Genomic DNA, 22,072 nt, shown 5'->3' on the forward strand with positions numbered 1-22,072 from the left:
ATTCTTATGCCCCACGAAAATGGTCGAATCTATGGCTCCTTCAAAAAAATCTGCATTCCCGAAATAGAATTAAAAAAGGAATCTGAAACCATTGCGCCAAACTTGCGTTTATTGAAGTTGGATTGGGAGGCTGGCCGAATATCCGACAGTCAACTTACCTTTCAGATTGTGTTATTGTATTTAGAGCGTCGAGTGAAAAGACATCCTTTTCTAAGAATGGGCAGGCCTTTGCCAAATCGAAATGAATCTAAAGAGTTTTTAGAGGTAGTAAGATTTTATGGGATGCCGGATACCGTACGATTTGCACTTTGGAAATGGCATATTGGTGAGTGGGACATCCGACTCATCGACTATAATCCTAGTTCTTTAGAAATGTTAGAATCGCAAAGCCAAGGTTATAGGTATTCGACGATAAGCTGGGAAGATGCAATTAATGGAAGTTTGGTGGAAGGGAAAAGAGATGCATTTGAACACCTGCTACATGATTTAGCACATGCTTATATGTTTTTCCGTGAGGATTATGATTATGAAGGCCAGAAACAATTTTTTCAGAAGATGTGGTCGGACTACCCTAAGTATGAATCGGTTTTAGATGCCGATCCAATTTTTCGCACAAAGTTTGATTATTGTATATCTGATATGAATTCACATCCCGCCCATCTTAGTGCCTATTGGAACGCCATTCGACGGGAGGCGGGAATCCCCATCCATTCTTTTGTTTAAAGTTTGGGATTGTTTTTGTGGCGGTTGAGATCGCGTTTTGTGTTTTTTTGGATTGTGGTTTGGATGACATCCTGTAAAGAAATTCCCATCTGGTTTGCCAAACAAGTTAGGACAAAAAGAATATCACCGATTTCATTTGGTATATTGTCTGCAGATTCGCCAGACTTAAATGATTGGTCTCCATATTTTCTAGCCATAAGTCTAGAAAGTTCACCAACTTCTTCCATTAATATTGCTAGATTGGTAAGTTCAGAGAAATATCTTACCCCAATCGTCTGAATCCAATCGTTTACTTCTGATTGTAATTGGCTTAGAGTGATGTCATCGGTTCCCAATTTTTTTCTCCAGTTCTTTGGCGAGAATTTTTGTAAACTCTTTCATACCAGCTTCGTTTAAGTGAATCAAATCAAAACAATATTTTCCATTAGTTTCACCGAGAGAATCTTGAAGATCCATTTCATCCAAAGTTTGGTGGGAAGACAATGCTTCTGAGAGCCCATCATGCCAAACTTTCATTCTACCTTCATTGTTTACCTTCCTGATTACATCGGAGTATGGTGCAAATATATTGATTATATGTATGTTTTTACTTCCAATGAAGTTATACATTTTTTTTAATCTTCTGAAATATCGTTTTGTATCTTCGGTTTCATTGGAATCTTGAGGGACAACGCTTGCAATTCCACAAGTCTCAAATAACATACGTCTATGGTCAGGGTTGGAAGCTTTTGGAATTTCGATTGGAAGATGGAGTGCTAACCTTGTTAAACAATCATCCACGCTTTTAAGTTCATATTCATCAATTGATTCGGGATGGTCATTTTCATAATCCCAAACGTTTAAATTCGGATTTTTATTTCTTCTTGTAATGGCTTTTAGTCTTTCATTGAAGTTGATCACAAGATCAGATAAATCTTTGCGATATGCAACGGACTTAAAAATTAGATACAAATAATTTGAAAATTCCAGATTGTATTCGAAATCTAGAACCGTTGGGATTGCTTTGAAATTTCCTAACTCCGATAACATTGCTAAGGTAGGATCTACAATATGTTTTCTGTCCACCCACGGCATCCCTGGTTCCATCACATGGAGGATGATTTTTACGTTTGGGAACTTATCTAAATATTCTTCCAGAATTCGATGTTGAACAACCAATTCAGATCCCCGAACCGCAATGGATTGCGTTTTCCAGCCAGATTTTTGAAGTTCTTGATTGAGTATTCGGATGCTGATTCCTTCGAAAGCAACTGAAGTACCTACAATTAAGATATCAGGATCTAATACATCTCGTTTGGAGACTACGTGTTCTGTGACTCTGTTGATGTTAGAAGCATAGGAATTTTTTTTTAAGTAGGGCTTGTAAAGTCCGAGCTGAAGCAAACCTTCCAAGGTGAGTAAAAAAAGGATGGCAACGACTAATTTTTTGTCGGTAAGAAAGGCGATGGTTTCTTTGAGTAAGTTCATAACTAAAATTGAAAGTAGAGGAAGTTCTGACTTTCTGTGACTCCAAAAAGTAATAATAATAATACGTTCACAATAACAAAGGCTGTATACTTCATCCAACTTCCAGTGAGAAGAGTAGGGATTTGTCTTTTCGAGAAAATGTAACTAGCTGTAAAACAAATGACGATGAGTATTCCGAATCGGTAGTTTGACCAACGAGTGAGTGGTGCTATTGAATCATTTAGAAAAATAAGAGCCTTCATCATAGGAATTGCCTTTTCCATTGTTTCTGCTCGGAACATGATAAATCCAAAGGACAAACAAAACATGGTGAATATTCGTGCGAAAAGGTCATACACTCTCCCGCCTTTTCCATTTAGGAATTTTGCTACTTTCGTATCTCCATAAAACTTATGTGAGAGTAACATTGTGCCTTGCCAGATCCCCCAACCTACATAGTGGTAAGCGGCGCCATGCCAAAGACCGGCAAACAACCAAGTGATCATAATATTCCGAATATACATGATCACACTCACTCTTGAACCACCTAATGGAATGTATATGTAATCTCTAATCCATGTTGAAAAGGATATATGCCATCTGGACCAGTGGTCTGCAATATTTCGGCAAGACATGGGGAAGTTAAAGTTTGGATTGAATTGAAATCCAAATAACCTCGCAACTCCAATGGCAATATCTGTATATCCTGCAAAGTCAAAATAAATTTGCCATCCAAAGGCAAGAGCACCGGTCCAAATTTCAATTGAGTTTAAGTTTTGATAATTTGCGAATGTTGAATCGACAACACGTGCTAAATTGTCTGCGAAAACAATTTTTCTTGTAAACCCGATTAAAATCAGAGCAAAGGCAGCATCAAAATGTTCTTTGTAGACACTAAGTCGAAAGTCTAAATCGCGAAAGAAAGTTTCTGCACGAACAATGGGACCCGCAACAAGTTGTGGAAAAAAAGCCACATACAAGGCAAAATCTAAAAATGATTTTCTAGCTTCTATTTTACGATTGTATACATCGATGGTATAACTCATTGATTGGAATGTATAAAAGGAAATTCCTACAGGGAGTATTATGTTTTGTTTTGGAAATTGATAAGCACCTAATAGATGGATGTCGTTGATGACCCCAAGTAAAAAGTCAGTATATTTAAAAAATCCAAGAGTTCCAATATTAACAATTAAAGATAATACAAGCAACCATCCCCTGACACTATCACCATCTTTTTTTCGTTCAATGAGTGTTGCGGCGAAATAGTCAATAATCGTGGAAAAAATTAGAATAAAAACGTACGGATTGATTTTGAAATCACAATAGAGTCTATCTGTGTAAAATTTGAACCCTTCTGCAGCCATCGCCGTACAGGAAATCGATGATGGTTGCCAAGCCATGTAAAAATAATAACTTGTGAGTAGGAAAAAAAGTTTTTGCCAGCGGTTCTTTAGAATATTTCCAACAATGATCGTTACAAAAAAGAAAACTAAAAATTCGAAAGAGTTAAATAACATTTGTTTGGTTCCTAATGGTAGATTGATTCTTCGGCTAACTTTTCAACAGGTCCCTGGATTCCTTCGGTATATCCAAATTTTGGACCGATGGATCTGGGAAGAGTGGAAAATGTAAAATTTGTACTGAAGTAAAAAAGAAATAATACCAAGTAGATGGTATGTAGAATGGCATTAGAGAATTTTGGCAACATAGGTATAAATAACGATTTTAGCGCAAAGGAGTTTAATATCCAAAGGGCAATGGTAGTTCCTACCCAAAATTCAAAGAAGTAACCTTCCCACCAGGTATAAAATCCAATGGAAGGTATAATCCAAAACGCCATCACTAACAGTTCTTGTTTGTATCGGACCCACATAGTACGGAAATTCAAAATTCCCAGGCTCAAACTAAAAATCCAGAATAAAAGATTCAGATTGTAGGGAAGGTGTTTGGGGTTTTGGAAGTCGAATAGGTTCACTCGGAATTTAGGAATCACGTTCTGGAAAACAAGGAATGCATCTCCTATCCCTCGATAGAAGTACAATACATAGTTTTTTTCTTCTCCGAGGCTTGTGCCCCAACGATTGATGGCGGCATATAAGAACATCCAAAAAGAAAAATGTTTTTCATCAAGTGGCCCGAGTCCTCGTTTAAGGATAATGAATCCAACAAATAAATAAGAAAGAATCGTCGCGATTCCCAGGCAGGTTAAATAAAAAAATATGAGTCTCAGCTTTTTACCTAAACTTCTGTTAGGAGATAGAAACACAGCCATCGGAACCATTCCAAAATGGATTACATTGGATTGGTGGAAGTAGATACTAAAAAGTTGGATGATCCACAAAATTGTAAGATGCCTCACTAGTAACCCCTGCCTTAAAAAATAGATCGTAAATAGAAAAAGTAGAGCCATCAAACAGGAGTGGATGAGTGGGGTGTCATTGTGTAAACTATAGAACCAAAAAGCTTGGCTTACTTGGATGACGAGAGCAAGAATGATCCCAAGGATTAAATCTTTGTATAATTTGTAGTAGAGCCAAATAAAGAGTCCTAAAAAGAATAGGGAGAAACTAAGAATTCGGAGACGCAAAAAAAACATTATATCCGTTGTAGGATAAATCGAACGAAGCACTTTCCAATAGAGTAGTCCCGATGACTCAAACCCTAGATGGTGAGGATTAAAGAATGCGGATTCAACTCTATCTTTTTGGATATTGAGTGCATAAACACAAGAATCCCAGTCGAAAGCCCTCGAAAGGTATCTAAGATGGAATAAAAAAAGAACGAGTAGTAAAAGTAAGATGAATAACTTTTTCAAGAAGGAAATTCCGATCTAACGTTTTAAAATTCGATTCACAATGATTTTGTTTTTTTTGAAAGGGAAAAAATAGGGAGTGGCAAATAATGTTTCTCCATTTTTGTCCCAAACCATTCGGTTCCATCCCAAATAATCGCTGAGCCCACCGTGTTCATACCCGAGTCGTAATCCCTCGTTTTCCAAGTTGAATTTAATCAGCTTTTTCCCAAATCCAAATCTTTGGATTTGCCAGATTTCATTTTTCACAAAGACAGTTTTTTGATTCCACTTGTTTAACAATCGGCTAATGTCAATGAGAAGAGAGGAGGCGATGTAAAAATATACAAACACGGAAAGATAATGGTAATACCGCAGTTCATCTAAAAATGGGATTTTTAAAACTTTGGTAATTTCTAAAACACCAACAAACCAATAGAAAAATTTACCTAAATAGAATGCGTATGGTAAACTATAAACAAATAAAGCGAGGGAGGATGTTATGAGTAAAATAGAAGGGATCGGGTTTATTGTTAATTCATCATACAAGGAAGTTCCAAAGTAAGCAGTTTCTTTTTTACTTCGGATTTCTTTCCATTGGGAGATCCATTTGTTGAGTAGTTTCATTGAAAGAGTACCTCTTCTATTTTTTTAGCTGTTTCTTCCCATGTCCATTGATTGGCGGGGAATTTTGGGGACCTAGTTTTTTTTGGTCCCGACATCAATTCAAAACTATGAGTCCAGGTTTTTGTTTCTTTGGGAGGAACAAAAAGGTCACATTTGTTGGATAAAATTTCTTTAAACACTGGGATGTCGGAGGCAACACAACGTTTGTCTTCCAACATAGCCTCGAGTAAAGGTAATCCAAATCCTTCATGTAAGGATGGAAAAAAGAACGCCTTACATTGTTTAAATGCTTCAGATAGAGTGGCATCGTCCGGTTTTTCAATAAACTGTATCCCTTGAGTTTGAATCTTAGCATCGTTCAGTTTTTGATATAAGAAATCACCTTCTTCCCCCCATCCTTTCCTGCCCATGATGAGTAAAGAATGTTTATCCTTTGGGTATTTTCTTTTGAAGTCTAAAAATGCATCTACTAAACAGTTGATATTCTTTCTAGGTTCTAAAGTTCCTACGGTAAGAAAAAAATCTTTAGGGAACTTTGTTTTTGTTTTGGCAGTTTTCTGTTTGATAACACCGGGATAGACAACGAGACATTTTTTTTTGAATTCGGGCCGAAATGCAGAGATTTCTTCTTTTGTATTTTTGGATAAACAAAAGATTTTATCTGCATTTTTCATAGTGATAGGGGAGAGGAATTTATGTTGCCAGTAGTTCCATTTCGCCATGGTTTCGGGAGCCGAGATGAAGTTGAGATCATGGTAGTTTACATAACTCGGGATGGGGAGTTTTAGGAAAGGTAACATTTGTATCGTGCCCCAAAACACTTCGATCCCATCTTGTTTTAAACGTTTTGGTAATATAAAATTTAAATAAATAGGTCCTGGAATATTTTTTGGTTCTAGAACCACTTTCGTATTAGGGCCTAACAAGTTTTGAAATACAGGATGAATGGGTTTATTCGTATATAGAAAAAATTCTTTATTTTTGTGTTTAGGCAGAATGACTTTCAGTACCTCTGCTAAATACCTCGAATTTCCGGTCATTCCATAGGCGAGTGGCCTAACATCAATTCCGATTTTTTGTTTCATGGAATGCAAACCTTACAATATAGAAATACAAGAGACTCGTTGTATAAAATAAAACAGAAAACATAGAAAGTGCAGATTCTATTTTTGATCCAACGAATGTTCTGTGTGTGAGCAGTGGCAAACTGAGGAGAAAAAGTAGAAGATAAAGTTCTTTCTGACTGTGTTTGGTATTTGTAACTCGATCTAAAATAAAATAAATAGGTACAAGGCAAATGATATAACTATGCACCCAACTAATTCCGCTAAACAGTGCAGAAATTAAAAACAATAGAGAAATAATTTCCCATTGTTTGTTTTTCTTTCTCCATAGCAGCAAAAGCGGAATCCCAAATAATATCATAAAGAAAAGTTGGATGATTTTTAGAAAAGAAGGTGCGAGGTTGGTGAATGGCATCCCATATGTCGGTTGGTTCATCATATCTGCTCCGGACACAAAGTACTTTGCTAAGGTAGAACTTAAAGATTGATTGTTTTTCCAGGAACGCAGTAGTGGGTTGCTAAAAGCATTCCCTAAAATTTTTGTTATCCATTCGTTTGTCATCTGAATGGTATAGTCCCAGTGGTAAACCAGAGGAAGTGCATTCCAGAGGAAAAGTCCGAATAAAAACCAAAGGATCCGTTGGTATTTTTTTTCATAAACGAAGACAAAAAGAAAAACTAAGGGAGTGATTTTGATACTGACTGCGAGAGCCAAAAGAAGTCCACTCACCGCATGAGATCTTATTGTTAATGATACTAACACAAGTAAAATGAGAAGGAGTCCTACTTGGTTGTTTTGAATATGGCTCTCTAAAAATCGAAAATTAAATACTAAGGCTCCGAGGAGGAGTAAATAAGGAAACTTCGAATGATTACTGGATAGTTCCTTATTTTGAAAGATAAGGAATAGAATTGCGAGTAAAGAGATCCAACTTAGTAGCTCAAAAACGAGAGAGGCATTCGGTTCCGATAGATAAGTAAAAGGAATGAGTAAAAAGGAAAATAGAGGAGGGTAAATATAGGTTGCTGTTTCGTTTTGGAGTGCTGAAAGTAAGTGGAGGTTCTCTGGTCGAAAGAGATCTTCCATGGTTTTGATTTTTGTTTGGAGTTCGAAGGCAACATCGAAGCGGTAAAGATTTTCACCTGTTCCCCAACGTTCGGCCGCATGGTAATAGTCCAAAAAATCGGACTTTTGGTTGGATCTAGAAACGGAAAGAACAAGTAGGACCAGAAGTAAAACTGCTAAAATCCATTTTCCGCGTTTCTCGAGGTTTTCTAAAAATTTCCACATAGTTCTCCTACCATTCCCAATATTTCTGGTTAATTGACAAGGTTTTCCCAAGGCTATACAAAGATGGATTTTTTACAGGAATACGATTTCCACCTACCCGAAGAACAGATTGCCAAATTTCCCTTAGAAACTAGGGATAAGTCTCGGCTTTTGGTCGTTGACAGAGCTAAATCCAAATATTGGGAAGCCCCTTTATTTCGGGATATAACAACATTAGTGCAACCGGGGGATGTTTTTGTGTATAATGAGACCAAAGTATCCTACCGGCGAGTGTTTTTGCAGGTAGAATCGGGTCGTATCCACGAATCCATTTTTTTGGAAGCAGAAGATACAAATCAACAAACTTGGTTATGTATCTTAAAGAATAGAGCCAAATTAAAGTTAGGTGAGAGGCTATTCCCGGTTGGTTATAAAAATTTCCAGTTTTCCTATCAAGGACCAAGGGAAGAACTTTCGAATTTGTATTCCGAAAGTCCAATTTCTGATTCGGATTTTGAGATCTTCGGAAACATCCCTATTCCTCCTTACCTCAAAAGAAATGTAACCGAGGAAGACAAAGTTCGTTATCAAACTATCTTTGCGCATAGGTCAGGATCTGTCGCTGCACCCACAGCAGGATTACATTTTACCGAAGAGTTGAAAGAGAATCTTCATAAAATGGGCGCTGAGTTTTTGCCAGTAGAGTTACAAATTGGTTATGGGACATTTCGTCCTCTCACCACCGAACAATGGCAGACTAAAACACTACATAGGGAGAATTACTTAGTTTCTGAATCCACAGCAGCAAAGTTAAACGATGCGAAAAAAGAAGGCAGACGTATCATTGCTGTCGGTACTACAACTCTTCGAGTTTTAGAAACTGTATTTGATTCTCAAATACAGAAATATAAGGTAGGAGCAAGTCAAACTGACATCTTTTTGTCGCCTGGTGACAGAATCCAATCCGTTCAAGGGCTGATCACGAACTTTCACTTACCAAAGTCTAGCCTCCTTCTTCTTGTCAGTGCCTTCGCTACGACTCAACTAGTGTTGGATTCTTATCAGTATGCATTGAAGAACGGGTTTCGTTTTTATTCCTATGGAGATTCAATGTTTCTATTTTAAAAATAGATTTACATTCGTTGGATTTTAGGAAAGATGTTTCTACAGTTTCTTTATGTACTCCCCGAAATCTTCGGTATTTGTTTCCTTGTTCTCAGGCTTAGGTCTTCTTGGGGTAGTTTTTATTGCGCCCATAAAAGATCCAGCGATTAGAGAAGTAAACATCCTTAACTCACAAGAGTTAGGTGATGATGTTTTACATCCAATAATACTCAAATCCAAGACAAAAAAAAGAAATGCGGATACCTCCGTTCCTACCAATCAATTAAAGTCTCTTTCTTTGAATCTTTTGACAGATTCAAAAAAAGATATGACTAGTCCTACAAAATGGAACCCAAATGCAAATTCTGGATCAAAGTTGGATTTTGATGTTTCGCCACAAACGGCAAATATTTGGGAAGCCAAACAAAGCGGTGAACCTTCGTTAGCTCAGATAAACTTGGCTGCTCCAGTTCATCCATCAGCAACACTTATCTTTCGTCAGATCGATTCCAATAAAAGATTATTAGTGGATCCCAAACAATTATATGAATACCAAGGAAGTTTCTCTCCTGCACAATTTCTAAGAGTACAAACATCAGTGTATAATGTAAAAACAGAAAATCCTGTGACAGCCTATGGTGCAGAGGGAGGGAAGTTCTCTTTTTTTTTTGGTAGTGACAAAGTCCAACTAAATCTCAAATACAACTATGTGAATGCCCGTCCTGGTTCCTTTCCCAATGGGCAGGTGGGCTTTTCACCCGCTCAAGACATTGCTTCTTTGGGTTTTATCTTTTTTTTGGGATCTTCCAAGAACTATTCCCTTTATGTCGGGAACCAAATTTTTAATGTTTTTAACGATCCCTTGCTTCAGGTTAAGGACCAAAATGGGAGATCCCCCGAAACTTTTTCAGCCTCCTTTCGCAGCAAACATCCGGGAAAACTAAAAACTACTTTTTTTTTGAATTTCCAGAATCAATTTTATAAAGACGGTATGCTGATTGGGGTTCCCGGTGGTTTTATGTATGGGAATGGCTTTAATGGAAAATCGTTTTATGAATATGTTACCTCGCTTGGGATGGAACTTGCCTTTTAGAATTTTAACTTTAATTGTTTTTTTATTTAGCGTTAGCGCGTGTTACCTGGGAGAAGAGAGAGAGTCCAAACCAAAAAAAACTACTGTTCCACCTCTGGAGCAACTGGCTGTATCTCTTTCGGAAAAAGGATTTTATTTCCAACCGCAACGTCTTGTCGTACTGACCTTTTTAGACAACGAAGGTAAAAAAAGCCCCTATGGAGAAATCCTTGCGGAAAAATTGACCACTGAGCTTGTAAAAAAGGATCGTTTCCAGATCTTAGACCGTCTTGCGAATCAAAAAGTTTTAAAAGAAGCGGGGCTTGGACTTGATGCACCAACAGATACTGCCACCTTGCGGAAAATAGGTGATGTTTTGAAACTGGATGTGATCATTACCGGAATTGTGACTCCATACCAAGACGGTGTTTTTGTCAACACCAGGCTTATCGAAATCAAAACTGGGCTTATCCTCAAAGCCGACGAAGTTTATGTCCGTATTGACGGCTAAAAAGATACTGGTTCTCACTTGGAGCCAATTTTACTGATTTTAGCACTTGTAGTTTAATTTTCGATTGATTCCCTTTTTTCCTGCGGTCTGATAGGTATAAGAGGTTCAGATGGCATTTGATATAGAAATGATTGCGGCACGTTATTCCAAAATGGAAGCGGCCATCACACAAGCCAGGAAGGTAGTGGGTCGGCCCCTCACACTTACAGAGAAGATTTTATACAACCACCTTTGGGATGGAAATCCAACGAAGAGTTTTGGTCGCGGTGTCGACTATGTAGATTTTGCGCCAGACCGAGTGGCGATGCAAGATGCAACAGCGCAGATGGCGCTTCTCCAATTTATGCAAGCGGGTCGTAAAAAAGTAGCGGTTCCCTCCACCGTTCACTGTGACCACTTAATCACGGCAAAAGACGAGTCCGGTGCGGATCTCGGTGTTGCTGTTAAAGAAAACAAAGAAGTATATGATTTTTTATCCTCCGTTTCTAACAAATATGGAATCGGTTTTTGGAAACCAGGTGCTGGTATCATCCACCAAGTTGTTTTAGAAAACTATGCTTTCCCTGGTGGGATGATGATTGGAACAGACTCGCACACAGTGAACGCTGGTGGTCTTGGGATGGTCGCGATTGGTGTGGGTGGAGCTGACGCTTGTGATGTGATGGCAGGACTTGCCTGGGAGCTCAAATGGCCTAAAGCCATAGGTGTCAAACTCACAGGAAAACTGAATGGTTGGACTTCCGCAAAAGATGTAATCTTAAAAGTAGCAGGGATCCTTACTGTCAAAGGGGGAACTGGTGCCATCGTAGAATACTTTGGACCTGGTGCCGAAGCTCTTTCTTGCACAGGAAAAGGAACCATCTGTAACATGGGTGCTGAAATTGGAGCAACCACTTCCACATTCGGTTACGACGAATCCATGGAAAGATACTTAAGATCCACTAACAGAAGTGATGTGGCCGATCTTGCCAATAAATACAAAGCTCATCTTACTGCGGATCCTGAAGTGTATGCAGAACCATCCAAGTATTTTGACCAAGTGATTGAAATTGATCTCAATACTTTAGAGCCATATGTAAACGGTCCTTTCACTCCTGACCTTGCGACTCCTATTTCTAAAATGAAAGAAGAAGCAGCAAAGAATGGTTGGCCTCTCAAAGTAGAAGTAGGCCTTATCGGATCTTGCACCAACTCTTCTTATGAAGATATCTCAAGAGCTGCATCCCTTGCTAAACAAGTTGCTGCCAAAGGATTAAAAACCAAAGCAGAGTTTACCATCACTCCTGGATCGGAACTCGTTCGTTACACCATCCAAAGAGACGGATTCATTGATTCCTTCCATAAAATTGGAGCCAAAGTTTTTTCGAATGCTTGTGGACCTTGTATTGGAATGTGGTCTCGTGTGGGTGCGGATAAAAAAGAAAAGAACACCATTGTCCACTCCTTCAACAGAAACTTCCAAGCTCGCCAAGACGGAAACCCAAACACCTATGCATTTGTGGCTTCTCCTGAAATCACAACGGCTCTTGCCATTGCGGGGGACTTGGGATTCAATCCACTCACAGACACTCTTACCAACGAAAAAGGGGAACAGGTAAAACTGGACCCACCTACAGGGGAAGAACTCCCTAGCAAAGGTTTTGCGGTTGAGGATGCAGGTTTTGAAGCTCCAGCAGCCGATGGTTCCGGTGTACAAGTGATTGTAGATCCAGCTTCCACAAGACTCCAACTTCTTGCTCCTTTCAAAGCATGGGAAGGAACTGATCTCAAAGGGTTAAAACTACTCATCAAAGCCAAAGGAAAATGTACTACAGACCATATCTCTATGGCAGGCCCTTGGTTAAAATTCCGTGGGCACTTGGACAATATTTCCAACAACTTACTCATCGGTGCGACTAATATCTTCAATGGCAAAACCAATGAAGTGAAAAACCAACTGACAGGAAACTATGAACCGGTCCCGCAAACCCAAAGAGCTTACAAAGCCCAAGGGATTGGATCCATCGTGGTTGGGGATGAAAACTATGGAGAAGGATCGTCACGAGAACATGCAGCCATGGAACCAAGGCATTTAGGTGTAAGAGCTGTTCTTGTAAAATCGTTTGCTCGGATTCACGAAACAAACTTAAAAAAACAAGGGATGTTAGCTCTTACTTTTGCAAACAAAGAAGATTACGATAAAATCCAAGAAGACGATGTGATTGATATTGTAGGACTCACAAGTTTTGCAGAAGGGAAACCTCTAACACTTGTATTCAACCATAAGGATGGCAAAAAGGATGAAATCCCAGTCAACCATACTTATAACGCACAACAAATCGAATGGTTCAAAGCAGGTGCTGCTTTGAATTTGATGAAAGCATAGTCGTCTAACAACAAAACTTCGAACTCGCCAGATGAAATCCATCTGGCGATTTTTCTTTTCCCTGAATGCCAAAGCAAAAATCCAAACCTAATCCAGTGATCACCGAGGAAACTTTGATTTGGACGGGAGTTTCCTCCAACCAAACCAAAGCCCAAAAAGAATTTAACGATGCCCTTCGTAAACATAAGGAAACCTTAGAACGTACGAAAGAAATTGAACCCTTGTTCCAAATGGTAAACGAAACCTACGTACAAGATGTTCTACCTGAATTAGAAAAACAAAAAAAACTAGAACGAACTCGTTTCGAACTGATGTGCGCCATCCTCCTCGAAGAAAAACTATCCTTTGGCAAAATGCAAAGAGAATTTCTACGAAGGTATTTACTCGATATCTGTACTGATTCAATTTTGGAAGATACAACCTTCTATGGCAAGTATCGTGACCAATTGGAAACTAAGTTTGAACGGTTGGAACGCCTTCGGTATAAAAACCAAATGGAGTCTAGAATCAAGAACACCTTTGGGATAGAAATTGATTTGGACGATATGAATCGAACTGGGTTTGATTCTGAAGAGGAAAGAGAATCTCACGAAGAAAAGTATCGAGAATTTCGTGAGAAGTATGAAGAATACCGATCGGAATATTTTCGGGGAAGAGGATCCCAGTCGGGCGAACGAAAAAAGACTAAGTCGCAAACCGAAAAAGAAAAAAAAATCATAGAATCTGAACGTCTCTTAAGCACAGACATCAATACACTTTTTAAAAATTTAGCAAAACTCATCCATCCCGATAAAGAACAGGACCCTGCTTTACGGGAAAAAAAATCCAAACTTATGACCAAACTCTCCGGTGCGAGAGACAATATGAATATCGCTGAAATTTTAGAAATCAAATTGCAGGTTGATGAACTTATCCCTAACCAACAAACAGATGTATCCTTCCATGATACGTCCATCAAACGGTTTGTAGGAATCATCAAATCAAAAATTCGTGAACTAGAAGATTCCATCCGCCAAAGATTTTTTTCGCATCCACTCATGGCAGATTTTCCTGAAAGAAAAATCACAAAAGAAACACTCACATCCTATTTGAACCGGATGAAAAAAGACAACCAACTGGTCACAAAAGCCTTTGAAGAGGAAGTCGAACAACTGGCAAAGGAACCGAAATACATTAAAGAAATGATACGTGAATTACAAAGTTTAGGGACTCAATTCTAATGAAGCGTTTTTTGAACAAAAAGAACTTTGGTCTCGGTAAAAATGGCAAAGAGTTCGACGGGTCGTATTGGTCAGATATTTACGGAAGTGGACTTGATGTAGACGGTTCTTACAATGCCAAACAACATGCGGAATATTTAAAAGCGCTCTTTCAATTGATGGAAATCCCTGTTTATAAAATGGCAGATTTCGGATTTGGGAAGGCGATTTTACTTCGAGAGATGGTGAAGACTTTCTCACCGGTAAAAGTGTATGCTGTCGATGCATCCAAAGAAGCTTATGAAGATCTAAAGAAAAAAGACTGGGTGAAACGTTCTGATAAATTTCATCTCTATCATGAATCCTTAGAAACTCTAAAACTTCCTAAATTAGAAAAAGAACCGGTGGAACTTGGGATTTGTAATTCTGTGATCCAATATCTTCCGGATGGAATGATCCCCGGTGTTTTGGAAAAAATGGCAAAGTATTGTAATTACTTGTACTTTACTGTGCCAACAAACGAAGACTATGCGGTGATGAAAGAAGAGATGTCTTTTACGGATCCTTATGCTTTTTCAAGGTCCAAAAAAAAATACAGAAAATGGATCTCTCGTGATTTTGAAATCGTAGGATACAATCTTTTGCAAAGCAAATGGCTTGGCGAAAAAGGTTTTAAGGAAGATTTCTTTCGGGTTTAACAACTAGAAAAATACGAAAGATTTGGTTGACTTAAAAAAAGTAATTCCTCAGTTAATTTCTGAATTCTAAATGCCCAATGGATACAATCGCAGATATTTTTTCTCTAAACTATACTCTTATCGTTTGTTTTGGTTATCCGTTGTCGCTGCTTGAATTGTTCGGCACAAGTTCCGGCCTCGCTTGTGTGTATTTAGCCTCTCGAAATCATATTCTCACTTGGCCAGTTGGAATTTTCAATTCGATTTGTTTTTTCTTTTTGTTCTTTCAGATCCAATTGTATTCGGATATGTTATTACAAATTTATTTTTTTGGATCAAGTATCTATGGATGGTGGATTTGGCGTAAAAAGTCAGGGCAATTTTTGAAAATTCATTCAATGGGCTGGAGAAAAAATGCGATATTGCTTTTTATCATACTAGTATCTACTTATCTATTGGGCAAATTCACTCTCTATTTACCTGGTCTACTTCCCAATATTTTTAAAATGCCACCAAGTTTTCCATATTGGGATGCATTCACCACTACTGCAAGCATCGTCGCGAATTTTCTTTTGGCGAGACGGACACTAGAATCTTGGTTTTTATGGGTTCTTGTGGATGTAGTTTGTATTGGGTTGTATTTTCTAAAAGAGATCCCTTTTGTCACCGCAGAATACATTGTATTTTTACTCATTGCCTTTTATGGTTGTTATCATTGGCTAAATGAATACAAGCGATCAAAATTATTTGTAATTGAGTGATTTGAGTTTTTTATACAATTCTTTATCATGCACTTGCACGAAATCCATAAGAGGGATTTGATTTTCATCTGATACTTTTTCAATTGTATTTACTTGTTTATTGACGGTACCTCCATAATTTTCGGGAACGTATTTTAGAGATTCTGAATATTGGTAGTCGGTTTTTGTTTTTGTGTTATTGTAACTTCGTTCAGTGATCACTAGAACAAACATACCTTCTTCTGGAATAGCTCCGCGTTTTAAGATTTCTTTGATAAAATCAAATTTCTGAATTGCAGCCCAGTAATACATAACACTGTGGCCATCACTGTCTTTATGATTCAAATTAGCTCCTGCTTCAATTAAATACTTTAAACAATCAATATTAGCATCGGATTTAAGTCGAAAAATTGGAGTTTTATCATCGGATTCAATGCTATTAACATCAGCACCTTTTTTAATTATCATTTCGATGGTGTCTTTGTTTTGGTTCGAGTGAATTAGGGCTGTGTGAAGCAAAAATTTGTTTGTTGTATTCAATTTTACTTTTGTTAAATTTATTTTATTTAAAACTGTTTCAACAAAATCTGCCTTATTTAATTCGACAGCATTTAAGAGGATACCTTCTATAAAATTTCTATCCTGTATAATAGTTGGATTTTTTTCTAGGATTAATCTGAAAATATCCAAGCAGTCATAATGTACGGCATAGTCGAGTGCACTTCTTGAACCTTTATCTTTAATTTTAACGTCTATTTTTTTGTCTAATAATATGGAAACTACCTCGATGTTGTTGCTTACAGTAGCATGGATCAGTAAAGTCTGACCAAAATCGTCTGTCATGTTAATATCGCTGACATTATTGATTAAAGCTTTGAATTGCGTTGGTTCTTCCATTGCTCCAACCAATTTCTGAATGTTTGATTGGCAATGGAGAGAAAAGAACATAATGATGGAAAGGATAGATGTTCTTATATAGGAATAATTTTGTTCCATTGGAGATTGCCTTGCTAGTATCAGAGCCAATTTCCAATGGTTGTAAAGATTTTTTTAACATGAGATTTCATTCATATCATGTCTCTTAGAAAACTATCTTTAGAACATCTTTCGTTGCTTTGGCCTTAGATACCAAGAAATGATAGTAAGCGCAAGTAATAACACTGAGGGTAGAGTTTCGCTCATTGGGTTTCCCATAACAATATGTGAATAGGCTGCTCCCGACATCGCAAAGAAAAATCCTGCATATGCCCATTCCTTTAGTAATAAAAACTTAGGTGCGAGGACGGCAATGACTCCAAGAATTTTCCAAACGCCGAGAAGTGTTAAAAAGTAAGTGGGATAACCCAATTGGTTTATCTTTTCTACTTCTTCGGGAAGTTTCATAAGTTGCACTATCGCAGTGGATACCATGCCCAAAGACAACCAAAGGGTAAAAAACCAATACGCAATTTTTTTTGTTTTTTCTGACATAAAATTCTCCTATTTTCTTATAATGAATTCTTTTTCATTGAGGTTGAGGATTTGAATCCAAACTTGAAATTTTAAATTCCAGTCCACATTCTAATCATCGATTCCCTTCCCATTAATAATATGAGTTTGGTGTTTATCGATTCTTTGTTCTCTTGTTTCCGATCTTTTTGCAGAAGAAAAATAGAGTAGGTAAGCTCTCTGGCGACCTGGGGTTAAAGACTCAAAAGCTGTCTTTAATTTGGAATTTCTATCGAGTCTTTTTTTGAATTCTATGGGAACTTCAAATGCAGAGGTTTGTTTTTTCTCCACTTTTTCACCAGATAGTTCTAACTGAATGGCTTCTTTGATATAGGATTTTAAGACTGTTTTTATTTTTGTAATTTCAGAGGCAGATTGGAATCGAATTTGTCTGGCAGCTTGTACATTCTTTGTTTGTTGAATCAGAATTTTGTTTGGATCGTCCATTAAGGCTCCTTTAAAAAATAAAATGGCACAGTATTCTTTGAATCCATGGATTAAAAAAACATTTTGTCCATTGTGCGTATAACAAGGTTGTCCCCACTTGATTTCTTCTTCTAACTTACTTCCCAATGCAATTTTGCGAAGTATCTCAAATTCTTTTTTCCAGGATTTTGTATCTTTAAAAAAAGAGTCAGGAGTGTTTGTCATAGTTTTTTTTAAGTTTGTGTCCATACCAATTAATTGATTTTATTTTTAATCAATCCTTGTTTTTGATTACTTTTTCTAACCTATTGTGAGCCATATTGATTCCTTCGGCAAAAGGCATCTTCAGAATTTGGTTTCTTTGTTCTACAGACTTATAGATGATATGCATAACGAGTTTACTTTTGTTTTCAGATATCTTCTGAAATTCAAAAAATTCAAGTTGGGTGGCAAATCCTGTGTTTTCCATCTCAAAGGTTCTTGTAAACCTTTCATTGGGAACGATGTCATGTAACACTCCGTTGGCTCGAAACAACACAACCCCTTCTGGATTTTTAGTCTCAAAGATCCAACTTCCATGATTTTTTGCTTCGAACTTTAGGACTTTGTTTCCCATCCACTGTTCGATGAGGTCAGGTTCCGTGTGTGCTTTAAAAACTAATGAGGCAGGTAAGTCAAACTCACGTTCGATCGTTAACTCTTGTTTGCCGTCTTCCGCTATGATTTTTGTTTTGAGTTCCATACTATTTTCCTACTGTTCTGTTATTTCTTTATGTTTTTGTTTGGTACTTTTTCATCACAGATTCTAGTTTGTTGAACCGGTCGTCCCAAAGTTTTTGGAAGGGCGCAAGGAAATGGGCGATCTCTAACATTTTGTTTGGATTTAAGTGGTAATAAATCTCCCGACCATTTGGTTCTTTGGCGAGTAACTCGCATTCGGTAAGGATTTGTAAATGTTTGGAAACGGTTGGACGTTTGCTATCAAAGTGGGAAGCAATATTTCCCGCTGTCATAGACTGGGTTGCCACGAGGAGGAGGATGGCTCTTCTTGTGGGATCGGCAATTGCTTGGAATACGTCTCTTCTTAAATCCATTGTGTAGTCATTTGACTAATGAAATATGCGTAGCCATTCGGCAACACAAATTTAGAGGATGGTGAGGTTTTTTTAAAAATCATCAGCGGAATTTTAATTGATTTAGCCCGTCTAGTTAGCTAATTTATGGGTATGGAATATAACATTCATGATGCGAAATCCAATCTTTCGAAGTTGATCGTGCAGGCACTAGAAGGAAAGGAAGTGGTGATCTCTAAAGCAGGAAAACCTGTTGTAAAGTTAGTTCGTATAACTTCTGATAAAAAAATGAAACGGAAGATGGGAATGTATGAGGGAAAAGCAAAAATCGAAGAAGGATTTTTTGAGCCTTTGCCGGATGAGGAAATCTCAGGATTTCACTCTTGAATTATTTACTGGATACTCATACATATTTATGGATTTTATATGAACCAATGAATCTTTCAAAAAAGGTTCTACAGATAGTGGAAAATTCAGAAAATCAAATCTATCTCAGCGTTGCCAGTGTATGGGAAATGATCATTAAATATAGACTTGGAAAACTTAATCTGCAGAATTCTCCTGAGAAAATCATTTCAGAATCGTTAGTTGTTTTGGATTGTAAAACCTTAGAAATAACGATGGGGCATACATTTAGACTTTTGTCACTACCTCAGTTACACAAAGATCCGTTTGATCGTATTTTAGTTTGTCAAGCTAACTTTGAGAAGATGCCAATTCTCACAAAGGATTCACTCATCGCACAATACAAAGTGAATGCCATTTGGTAAATGTTTGATTTTTGCTTACGTAATGATCATTTCTAACTCAGATAGAATAAAATGGGATATTAAATTTCTTTAAGGATTTTAAGAAATTCTGGTCGGTGAAGAGTTTAGAAATTACGAAAATAATTGTTCTAATCCAAGTTGCCAATTTGGGAATGTAGAAGAAATAATCTTCCCATTTGTATTTTCCGTACTACAAGTAAGAGAATACTTTCCCGATTTTAAAACAAATACTTCGACAACTTTCTGTTCTGGAAAGACGATCCAGTACTCAGAAACCCCATATTTTTCATAAATGGCAAACTTATCCACTGTGTCACGAGAGATGGATCCTGGAGATATAATTTCAACAAGTAAGTCGGGGACACCGTGGATGTGGCCATTCGGGTCGAAGATTGACAAATTTTGATTTTTGATGTAGATCAGATCTGGTTGGACGACATTGACTTCCTTCTCCAAAAATGAGTCGGGATCGACTAAAATAGGTTTTGTTACGGTGTTTCTTAAACCATCAATCTCCGCGCCAGGGCATACGAAGGGCTTGGTCGGAGGAGGCTTTGCCTCCGAAGACGGGAGCGAATGCGGACCCCGGAGTACGCCCGGTCGTTAAACCTTAACAGTTTGGTACTAAAAAAAGTTCGAGGCGCCCACTAAATAGCGGAAAGGCTTCTGGTAGATTTAGGAGTAGGAGGTTTGAAAAAGATTGGCTCAACTATTTTTTTTGATCTTATCGGCAACAAACGCTTTGTAGGCGGGAGAACCAAAACTGACTTCCATGCGAATGATTTCGGGAGCAATGTAGGGATGGCGTTTTTTGATGTACTCTTCGATGGCATCATACTTGTCCGCTTTGGCTTTGAGGAGGATTTTGTTTTCGGTATCGACGGTGATTTTTCCTTCCCACAAATAAACAAGTTCCACTTCGGGGAAGATGGTGCCCGATACAATGATTCCTTGTTCTAACATTTCCGAAATATGTTCTTCGGCCATGTCGCGGTCGCCAATTGTGGTAAATACTAAAATTTCGTCTGATGCCATGAGGAATCCTTTTTTGTTTTTACAAGGATCGGCTTTTGGTAGGGAAACCCTTATTCTTTTGGAGATTTATTTTGCAGGTAGGATTGAAATCCTTCTTTTACTTGGTCGATCATTCCCGACTCACGCACCGTGCGAACCACTCGTTGCCAGAATTTGATTTTGCCTTCAAATTCATTCCACCCGAGTTGCAAATCCATTCGTTTGATTTTGAGTAACATCCTAAGTTCTGAAAGAGACATGTCTTTTGGATCTTTCTCTATATACCGTTCATGGTCTGTTAGGGGATTGAAACGCATGGAATTATTTTTTCTTTAATACTAATGATAAAAATAAAATGGCAAAAATTAAAAATCCAAAACCTGTTCCGAAACTCGCAAGGATGGGATCCCCTGTTGTGAGAAATTTTTGAAAGCTTAAAAACACTCCATAGGAAATGTAAATGAGGCCTAAAAAAATAAGGAAAATAGAAGAGAATACCCAAACAGAAGAGAGCACCAAATTTTTAATATAAACTTGGAGGTTCTTTTGGATGTAGATCACCATCACTTCGCCGTACGCGACCAGTTTGGTGACTAGGTCTTCGAAGGCGGCTTTGATTCCGCCTTTTTTACGATGTTTTGATTCTTTATGTTCCAATTATTTTTTCTTAAAAACCCAACCAAGAGCAAGGCCAAGACCAAGTCCCACACCGAATCCAATCACTGCTGCTTTTTGTGGATGTTCTTTTACATAGGTTCCGACTGTGTCAATTACTTCTTTTGCTTTGATAGAAGCTTCTTCGCTGGCCTTACCTAACTTTTGTTTGATGTCGCTTACTTGTTCCATATACTTCTCCTTGGCTCTTTGTTCAATTTCTTTGGCTTTTTTCTCATACAACTTAATTTCGTCGATGAGGGATTTGTCTTTTTTTACTTCTTCCATAATGGTTCCTTAATCGGGAACAACAATGTTCTCAAAGTTATCAGTGAAACGATATCCGATTCCCCAAATGGTTTCGATCCATTCTGGTTGAGCGGAATTTTTTTCTAGTTTGGAACGAATGCGTTTGATATGACTGTCGATCATCCTTTCAAAACCATCCCATTCCACACCCCAAACCGATTCCAAAATCATTTCGCGAGAAAAAACTTTCCCAGGTGAACCAGCTAGCAGTTGTAAGATGTCAAATTCCTTTCTAGAAATATTGATGATGTTTTCGTTGAGAGTGACACGACGACGAATGGAATCAATTTTTAAGGCACCACGAATGATTTCCCCGGCTTGGCCCACATTGGGTTTGATCCCAATTTTTTTATCCCAACGACGAAAGAAAACATCCACTCGGGTTTTTAATTCGCGCACCGAAAATGGTTTTGTGATGTAATCATCAGCACCTAACTCAAGTCCCATGATACGATCGATTTCTTCTGTCCTTGCGGAAAGGATAAAAATCGGCGTACTTTCGTCGGCCTTACGGATGCTGCGGCAAATTTCCATACCATCAATGTCCGGGAGAGAGAGATCCAGAATCACTAAATCAGGATGATTGGACTTGTAAAATTTCAAACCTTCTTCGCCATTTTCGAAAACGGAGGTTGTGTAGTGAGCAGAATCGAGTGATTTCCGGATTAGGTTGCCGATATCCGGATCGTCCTCAATTACCAAAATATTTTTCATGTTTTTCCCTTGAGTTCTTTCTCAATTTGGTT

Annotated in this window: 28 protein-coding genes; 10 read left to right on the forward strand and 18 right to left on the reverse strand. The window is 37.9% G+C overall.

The window, feature by feature from the left end:
* The first annotated feature begins 6 nt into the window (after positions 1–6).
* Positions 7–723 carry a hypothetical protein gene (locus tag JWG40_RS10980; protein ID WP_205285844.1) on the forward strand — a complete coding sequence of 239 codons (717 nt, stop codon included), beginning with the start codon at positions 7–9 and terminating at the stop codon, positions 721–723.
* Here JWG40_RS10980 and JWG40_RS10985 read toward each other — a convergent pair.
* The 7 genes from JWG40_RS10985 to JWG40_RS11015 are packed head-to-tail and all read right to left on the reverse strand — an operon-like array spanning position 720 to position 7,945.
* Positions 720–1,058, reverse strand: a complete 339-nt coding sequence (locus JWG40_RS10985) for a nucleotide pyrophosphohydrolase (RefSeq protein WP_205285845.1) — start codon at positions 1,056–1,058, stop codon at positions 720–722. The two genes, JWG40_RS10980 and JWG40_RS10985, sit on opposite strands and share 4 nt — an antisense overlap.
* On the reverse strand, positions 1,045–2,190 hold the full coding sequence (locus JWG40_RS10990; protein ID WP_205285846.1) for a hypothetical protein: 1,146 nt from the start codon (positions 2,188–2,190) through the stop codon (positions 1,045–1,047). The genes JWG40_RS10985 and JWG40_RS10990 overlap by 14 nt, the downstream gene beginning before the upstream one ends.
* Before the next feature lie 2 nt (positions 2,191–2,192).
* Positions 2,193–3,689, reverse strand: a complete 1,497-nt coding sequence (locus tag JWG40_RS10995; protein WP_205285847.1) for an MBOAT family O-acyltransferase — start codon at positions 3,687–3,689, stop codon at positions 2,193–2,195.
* An 11-nt stretch (positions 3,690–3,700) separates the two neighbouring features.
* Positions 3,701–4,987: a hypothetical protein gene (locus JWG40_RS11000; RefSeq protein WP_205285848.1), complete on the reverse strand. Its 1,287-nt coding sequence runs from the start codon at positions 4,985–4,987 to the stop codon at positions 3,701–3,703.
* 15 nt (positions 4,988–5,002) lie between these two features.
* Positions 5,003–5,590: an LIMLP_18675 family protein gene (locus JWG40_RS11005; protein WP_205285849.1), complete on the reverse strand. Its 588-nt coding sequence runs from the start codon at positions 5,588–5,590 to the stop codon at positions 5,003–5,005.
* Complete coding sequence (locus JWG40_RS11010; protein ID WP_205285946.1) at positions 5,587–6,630, reverse strand: glycosyltransferase family 4 protein; 1,044 nt, start codon at positions 6,628–6,630, stop codon at positions 5,587–5,589. The genes JWG40_RS11005 and JWG40_RS11010 overlap by 4 nt, the downstream gene beginning before the upstream one ends.
* A 22-nt stretch (positions 6,631–6,652) precedes the next feature.
* Positions 6,653–7,945, reverse strand: a complete 1,293-nt coding sequence (locus JWG40_RS11015) for a glycosyltransferase family 87 protein (RefSeq protein ID WP_205285850.1) — start codon at positions 7,943–7,945, stop codon at positions 6,653–6,655.
* A gap of 63 nt (positions 7,946–8,008) precedes the next feature.
* Here JWG40_RS11015 and queA point away from each other — a divergent pair, with 63 nt between their 5' ends.
* The 7 genes from queA (at position 8,009) to pnuC (ending at position 15,613) form a co-directional block, all read left to right on the forward strand.
* Positions 8,009–9,049: a tRNA preQ1(34) S-adenosylmethionine ribosyltransferase-isomerase QueA gene (gene queA / locus JWG40_RS11020; RefSeq protein WP_205285851.1), complete on the forward strand. Its 1,041-nt coding sequence runs from the start codon at positions 8,009–8,011 to the stop codon at positions 9,047–9,049.
* A 52-nt stretch (positions 9,050–9,101) separates the two neighbouring features.
* On the forward strand, positions 9,102–10,121 hold the full coding sequence (locus JWG40_RS11025; protein WP_205285852.1) for a hypothetical protein: 1,020 nt from the start codon (positions 9,102–9,104) through the stop codon (positions 10,119–10,121).
* Complete coding sequence (locus JWG40_RS11030; protein WP_205285853.1) at positions 10,081–10,611, forward strand: FlgO family outer membrane protein; 531 nt, start codon at positions 10,081–10,083, stop codon at positions 10,609–10,611. Before JWG40_RS11025 ends, JWG40_RS11030 begins: the two co-directional genes overlap by 41 nt.
* A gap of 109 nt (positions 10,612–10,720) precedes the next feature.
* Positions 10,721–12,976 (forward strand): aconitate hydratase, encoded by a 2,256-nt coding sequence (locus JWG40_RS11035; RefSeq protein ID WP_205285854.1) that lies wholly within the window; start codon positions 10,721–10,723, stop codon positions 12,974–12,976.
* A gap of 65 nt (positions 12,977–13,041) precedes the next feature.
* Positions 13,042–14,196, forward strand: coding sequence for a hypothetical protein (locus JWG40_RS11040; protein WP_205285855.1), 1,155 nt, complete (start codon positions 13,042–13,044; stop codon positions 14,194–14,196).
* The gene (locus tag JWG40_RS11045) at positions 14,196–14,873 is read left to right on the forward strand and encodes a class I SAM-dependent methyltransferase (RefSeq protein WP_205285856.1); all 678 of its coding nucleotides are present in this window, start codon (positions 14,196–14,198) and stop codon (positions 14,871–14,873) included. Before JWG40_RS11040 ends, JWG40_RS11045 begins: the two co-directional genes overlap by 1 nt.
* 77 nt (positions 14,874–14,950) lie before the next feature.
* The gene (gene pnuC / locus JWG40_RS11050) at positions 14,951–15,613 is read left to right on the forward strand and encodes a nicotinamide riboside transporter PnuC (RefSeq protein WP_205285857.1); all 663 of its coding nucleotides are present in this window, start codon (positions 14,951–14,953) and stop codon (positions 15,611–15,613) included.
* Here the strand turns inward: pnuC and JWG40_RS11055 are convergent.
* From JWG40_RS11055 to JWG40_RS11075, 5 genes are all read right to left on the reverse strand, one after another.
* On the reverse strand, positions 15,596–16,588 hold the full coding sequence (locus JWG40_RS11055) for an ankyrin repeat domain-containing protein (RefSeq protein WP_205285858.1): 993 nt from the start codon (positions 16,586–16,588) through the stop codon (positions 15,596–15,598). The genes pnuC and JWG40_RS11055 overlap by 18 nt on opposite strands.
* 99 nt (positions 16,589–16,687) lie before the next feature.
* Positions 16,688–17,062: a DoxX family protein gene (locus JWG40_RS11060; RefSeq protein ID WP_205285859.1), complete on the reverse strand. Its 375-nt coding sequence runs from the start codon at positions 17,060–17,062 to the stop codon at positions 16,688–16,690.
* A 90-nt stretch (positions 17,063–17,152) separates the two neighbouring features.
* A complete protein-coding gene (locus JWG40_RS11065) occupies positions 17,153–17,755 on the reverse strand; it encodes a YdeI/OmpD-associated family protein (protein WP_205285860.1) in 603 nt (200 codons plus the stop codon).
* A 25-nt stretch (positions 17,756–17,780) separates the two neighbouring features.
* A complete protein-coding gene (locus tag JWG40_RS11070; RefSeq protein WP_205285861.1) occupies positions 17,781–18,248 on the reverse strand; it encodes an SRPBCC family protein in 468 nt (155 codons plus the stop codon).
* Between the two features lie 28 nt (positions 18,249–18,276).
* Positions 18,277–18,600, reverse strand: coding sequence for an ArsR/SmtB family transcription factor (locus JWG40_RS11075; RefSeq protein ID WP_205285862.1), 324 nt, complete (start codon positions 18,598–18,600; stop codon positions 18,277–18,279).
* 132 nt (positions 18,601–18,732) lie between these two features.
* On the opposite strand from JWG40_RS11075, the gene JWG40_RS11080 reads away from it, so the two are divergent.
* Together JWG40_RS11080 and JWG40_RS11085 are read left to right on the forward strand one after the other, a co-directional pair.
* Entirely contained in the window at positions 18,733–18,966 is a 234-nt protein-coding gene (locus JWG40_RS11080) for a type II toxin-antitoxin system Phd/YefM family antitoxin (protein ID WP_205285863.1), read from the forward strand.
* Positions 18,963–19,349, forward strand: coding sequence for a type II toxin-antitoxin system VapC family toxin (locus tag JWG40_RS11085; protein WP_205285864.1), 387 nt, complete (start codon positions 18,963–18,965; stop codon positions 19,347–19,349). Before JWG40_RS11080 ends, JWG40_RS11085 begins: the two co-directional genes overlap by 4 nt.
* A gap of 111 nt (positions 19,350–19,460) precedes the next feature.
* Here JWG40_RS11085 and JWG40_RS11090 read toward each other — a convergent pair whose 3' ends face one another.
* The 6 genes from JWG40_RS11090 to JWG40_RS11115 form a co-directional block, all read right to left on the reverse strand.
* Positions 19,461–19,805 (reverse strand): Uma2 family endonuclease, encoded by a 345-nt coding sequence (locus tag JWG40_RS11090; RefSeq protein ID WP_205285865.1) that lies wholly within the window; start codon positions 19,803–19,805, stop codon positions 19,461–19,463.
* A 249-nt stretch (positions 19,806–20,054) separates the two neighbouring features.
* Complete coding sequence (gene cutA / locus JWG40_RS11095; RefSeq protein WP_205285866.1) at positions 20,055–20,384, reverse strand: divalent-cation tolerance protein CutA; 330 nt, start codon at positions 20,382–20,384, stop codon at positions 20,055–20,057.
* 50 nt (positions 20,385–20,434) lie between these two features.
* Positions 20,435–20,680, reverse strand: a complete 246-nt coding sequence (locus JWG40_RS11100; RefSeq protein ID WP_205285867.1) for a hypothetical protein — start codon at positions 20,678–20,680, stop codon at positions 20,435–20,437.
* A gap of 4 nt (positions 20,681–20,684) precedes the next feature.
* A complete protein-coding gene (locus JWG40_RS11105) occupies positions 20,685–21,020 on the reverse strand; it encodes an LBF_4227 family protein (RefSeq protein ID WP_205285868.1) in 336 nt (111 codons plus the stop codon).
* Positions 21,021–21,305 (reverse strand): DUF883 family protein, encoded by a 285-nt coding sequence (locus tag JWG40_RS11110; protein ID WP_002979579.1) that lies wholly within the window; start codon positions 21,303–21,305, stop codon positions 21,021–21,023.
* A gap of 9 nt (positions 21,306–21,314) precedes the next feature.
* Positions 21,315–22,040: a response regulator transcription factor gene (locus JWG40_RS11115; protein WP_002975764.1), complete on the reverse strand. Its 726-nt coding sequence runs from the start codon at positions 22,038–22,040 to the stop codon at positions 21,315–21,317.
* Positions 22,041–22,072: the final 32 nt, after the last annotated feature.

The organism is Leptospira abararensis (genome assembly GCF_016918735.1).
GTDB classification, from domain to species: domain Bacteria; phylum Spirochaetota; class Leptospiria; order Leptospirales; family Leptospiraceae; genus Leptospira_A; species Leptospira_A abararensis.

What these genes read in the sequence shown, in the direction of transcription:
- JWG40_RS11055 (WP_205285858.1), bottom strand. Translation starts at nt 16,588, where the DNA reads ATGGAACAAAATTATTCCTATATAAGAACATCTATCCTTTCCATCATT.
- JWG40_RS10990 (WP_205285846.1), bottom strand. Translation starts at nt 2,190, where the DNA reads ATGAACTTACTCAAAGAAACCATCGCCTTTCTTACCGACAAAAAATTA.
- JWG40_RS11100 (WP_205285867.1), bottom strand. Translation starts at nt 20,680, where the DNA reads ATGCGTTTCAATCCCCTAACAGACCATGAACGGTATATAGAGAAAGAT.
- JWG40_RS11005 (WP_205285849.1), bottom strand. Translation starts at nt 5,590, where the DNA reads ATGAAACTACTCAACAAATGGATCTCCCAATGGAAAGAAATCCGAAGT.
- JWG40_RS11070 (WP_205285861.1), bottom strand. Translation starts at nt 18,248, where the DNA reads ATGGAACTCAAAACAAAAATCATAGCGGAAGACGGCAAACAAGAGTTA.
- JWG40_RS11065 (WP_205285860.1), bottom strand. Translation starts at nt 17,755, where the DNA reads ATGGACACAAACTTAAAAAAAACTATGACAAACACTCCTGACTCTTTT.
- JWG40_RS11110 (WP_002979579.1), bottom strand. Translation starts at nt 21,305, where the DNA reads ATGGAAGAAGTAAAAAAAGACAAATCCCTCATCGACGAAATTAAGTTG.
- JWG40_RS11115 (WP_002975764.1), bottom strand. Translation starts at nt 22,040, where the DNA reads ATGAAAAATATTTTGGTAATTGAGGACGATCCGGATATCGGCAACCTA.
- JWG40_RS11075 (WP_205285862.1), bottom strand. Translation starts at nt 18,600, where the DNA reads ATGGATTTAAGAAGAGACGTATTCCAAGCAATTGCCGATCCCACAAGA.
- JWG40_RS11010 (WP_205285946.1), bottom strand. Translation starts at nt 6,630, where the DNA reads ATGACCGGAAATTCGAGGTATTTAGCAGAGGTACTGAAAGTCATTCTG.
- cutA (WP_205285866.1), bottom strand. Translation starts at nt 20,384, where the DNA reads ATGGCATCAGACGAAATTTTAGTATTTACCACAATTGGCGACCGCGAC.
- JWG40_RS10995 (WP_205285847.1), bottom strand. Translation starts at nt 3,689, where the DNA reads ATGTTATTTAACTCTTTCGAATTTTTAGTTTTCTTTTTTGTAACGATC.
- JWG40_RS10980 (WP_205285844.1), top strand. Translation starts at nt 7, where the DNA reads ATGCCCCACGAAAATGGTCGAATCTATGGCTCCTTCAAAAAAATCTGC.
- JWG40_RS11080 (WP_205285863.1), top strand. Translation starts at nt 18,733, where the DNA reads ATGGAATATAACATTCATGATGCGAAATCCAATCTTTCGAAGTTGATC.
- JWG40_RS11025 (WP_205285852.1), top strand. Translation starts at nt 9,102, where the DNA reads ATGTACTCCCCGAAATCTTCGGTATTTGTTTCCTTGTTCTCAGGCTTA.
- JWG40_RS11035 (WP_205285854.1), top strand. Translation starts at nt 10,721, where the DNA reads ATGGCATTTGATATAGAAATGATTGCGGCACGTTATTCCAAAATGGAA.
- JWG40_RS11030 (WP_205285853.1), top strand. Translation starts at nt 10,081, where the DNA reads ATGAATATGTTACCTCGCTTGGGATGGAACTTGCCTTTTAGAATTTTA.
- JWG40_RS11040 (WP_205285855.1), top strand. Translation starts at nt 13,042, where the DNA reads ATGCCAAAGCAAAAATCCAAACCTAATCCAGTGATCACCGAGGAAACT.
- JWG40_RS11045 (WP_205285856.1), top strand. Translation starts at nt 14,196, where the DNA reads ATGAAGCGTTTTTTGAACAAAAAGAACTTTGGTCTCGGTAAAAATGGC.
- queA (WP_205285851.1), top strand. Translation starts at nt 8,009, where the DNA reads ATGGATTTTTTACAGGAATACGATTTCCACCTACCCGAAGAACAGATT.
- JWG40_RS11060 (WP_205285859.1), bottom strand. Translation starts at nt 17,062, where the DNA reads ATGTCAGAAAAAACAAAAAAAATTGCGTATTGGTTTTTTACCCTTTGG.
- pnuC (WP_205285857.1), top strand. Translation starts at nt 14,951, where the DNA reads ATGGATACAATCGCAGATATTTTTTCTCTAAACTATACTCTTATCGTT.
- JWG40_RS11015 (WP_205285850.1), bottom strand. Translation starts at nt 7,945, where the DNA reads ATGTGGAAATTTTTAGAAAACCTCGAGAAACGCGGAAAATGGATTTTA.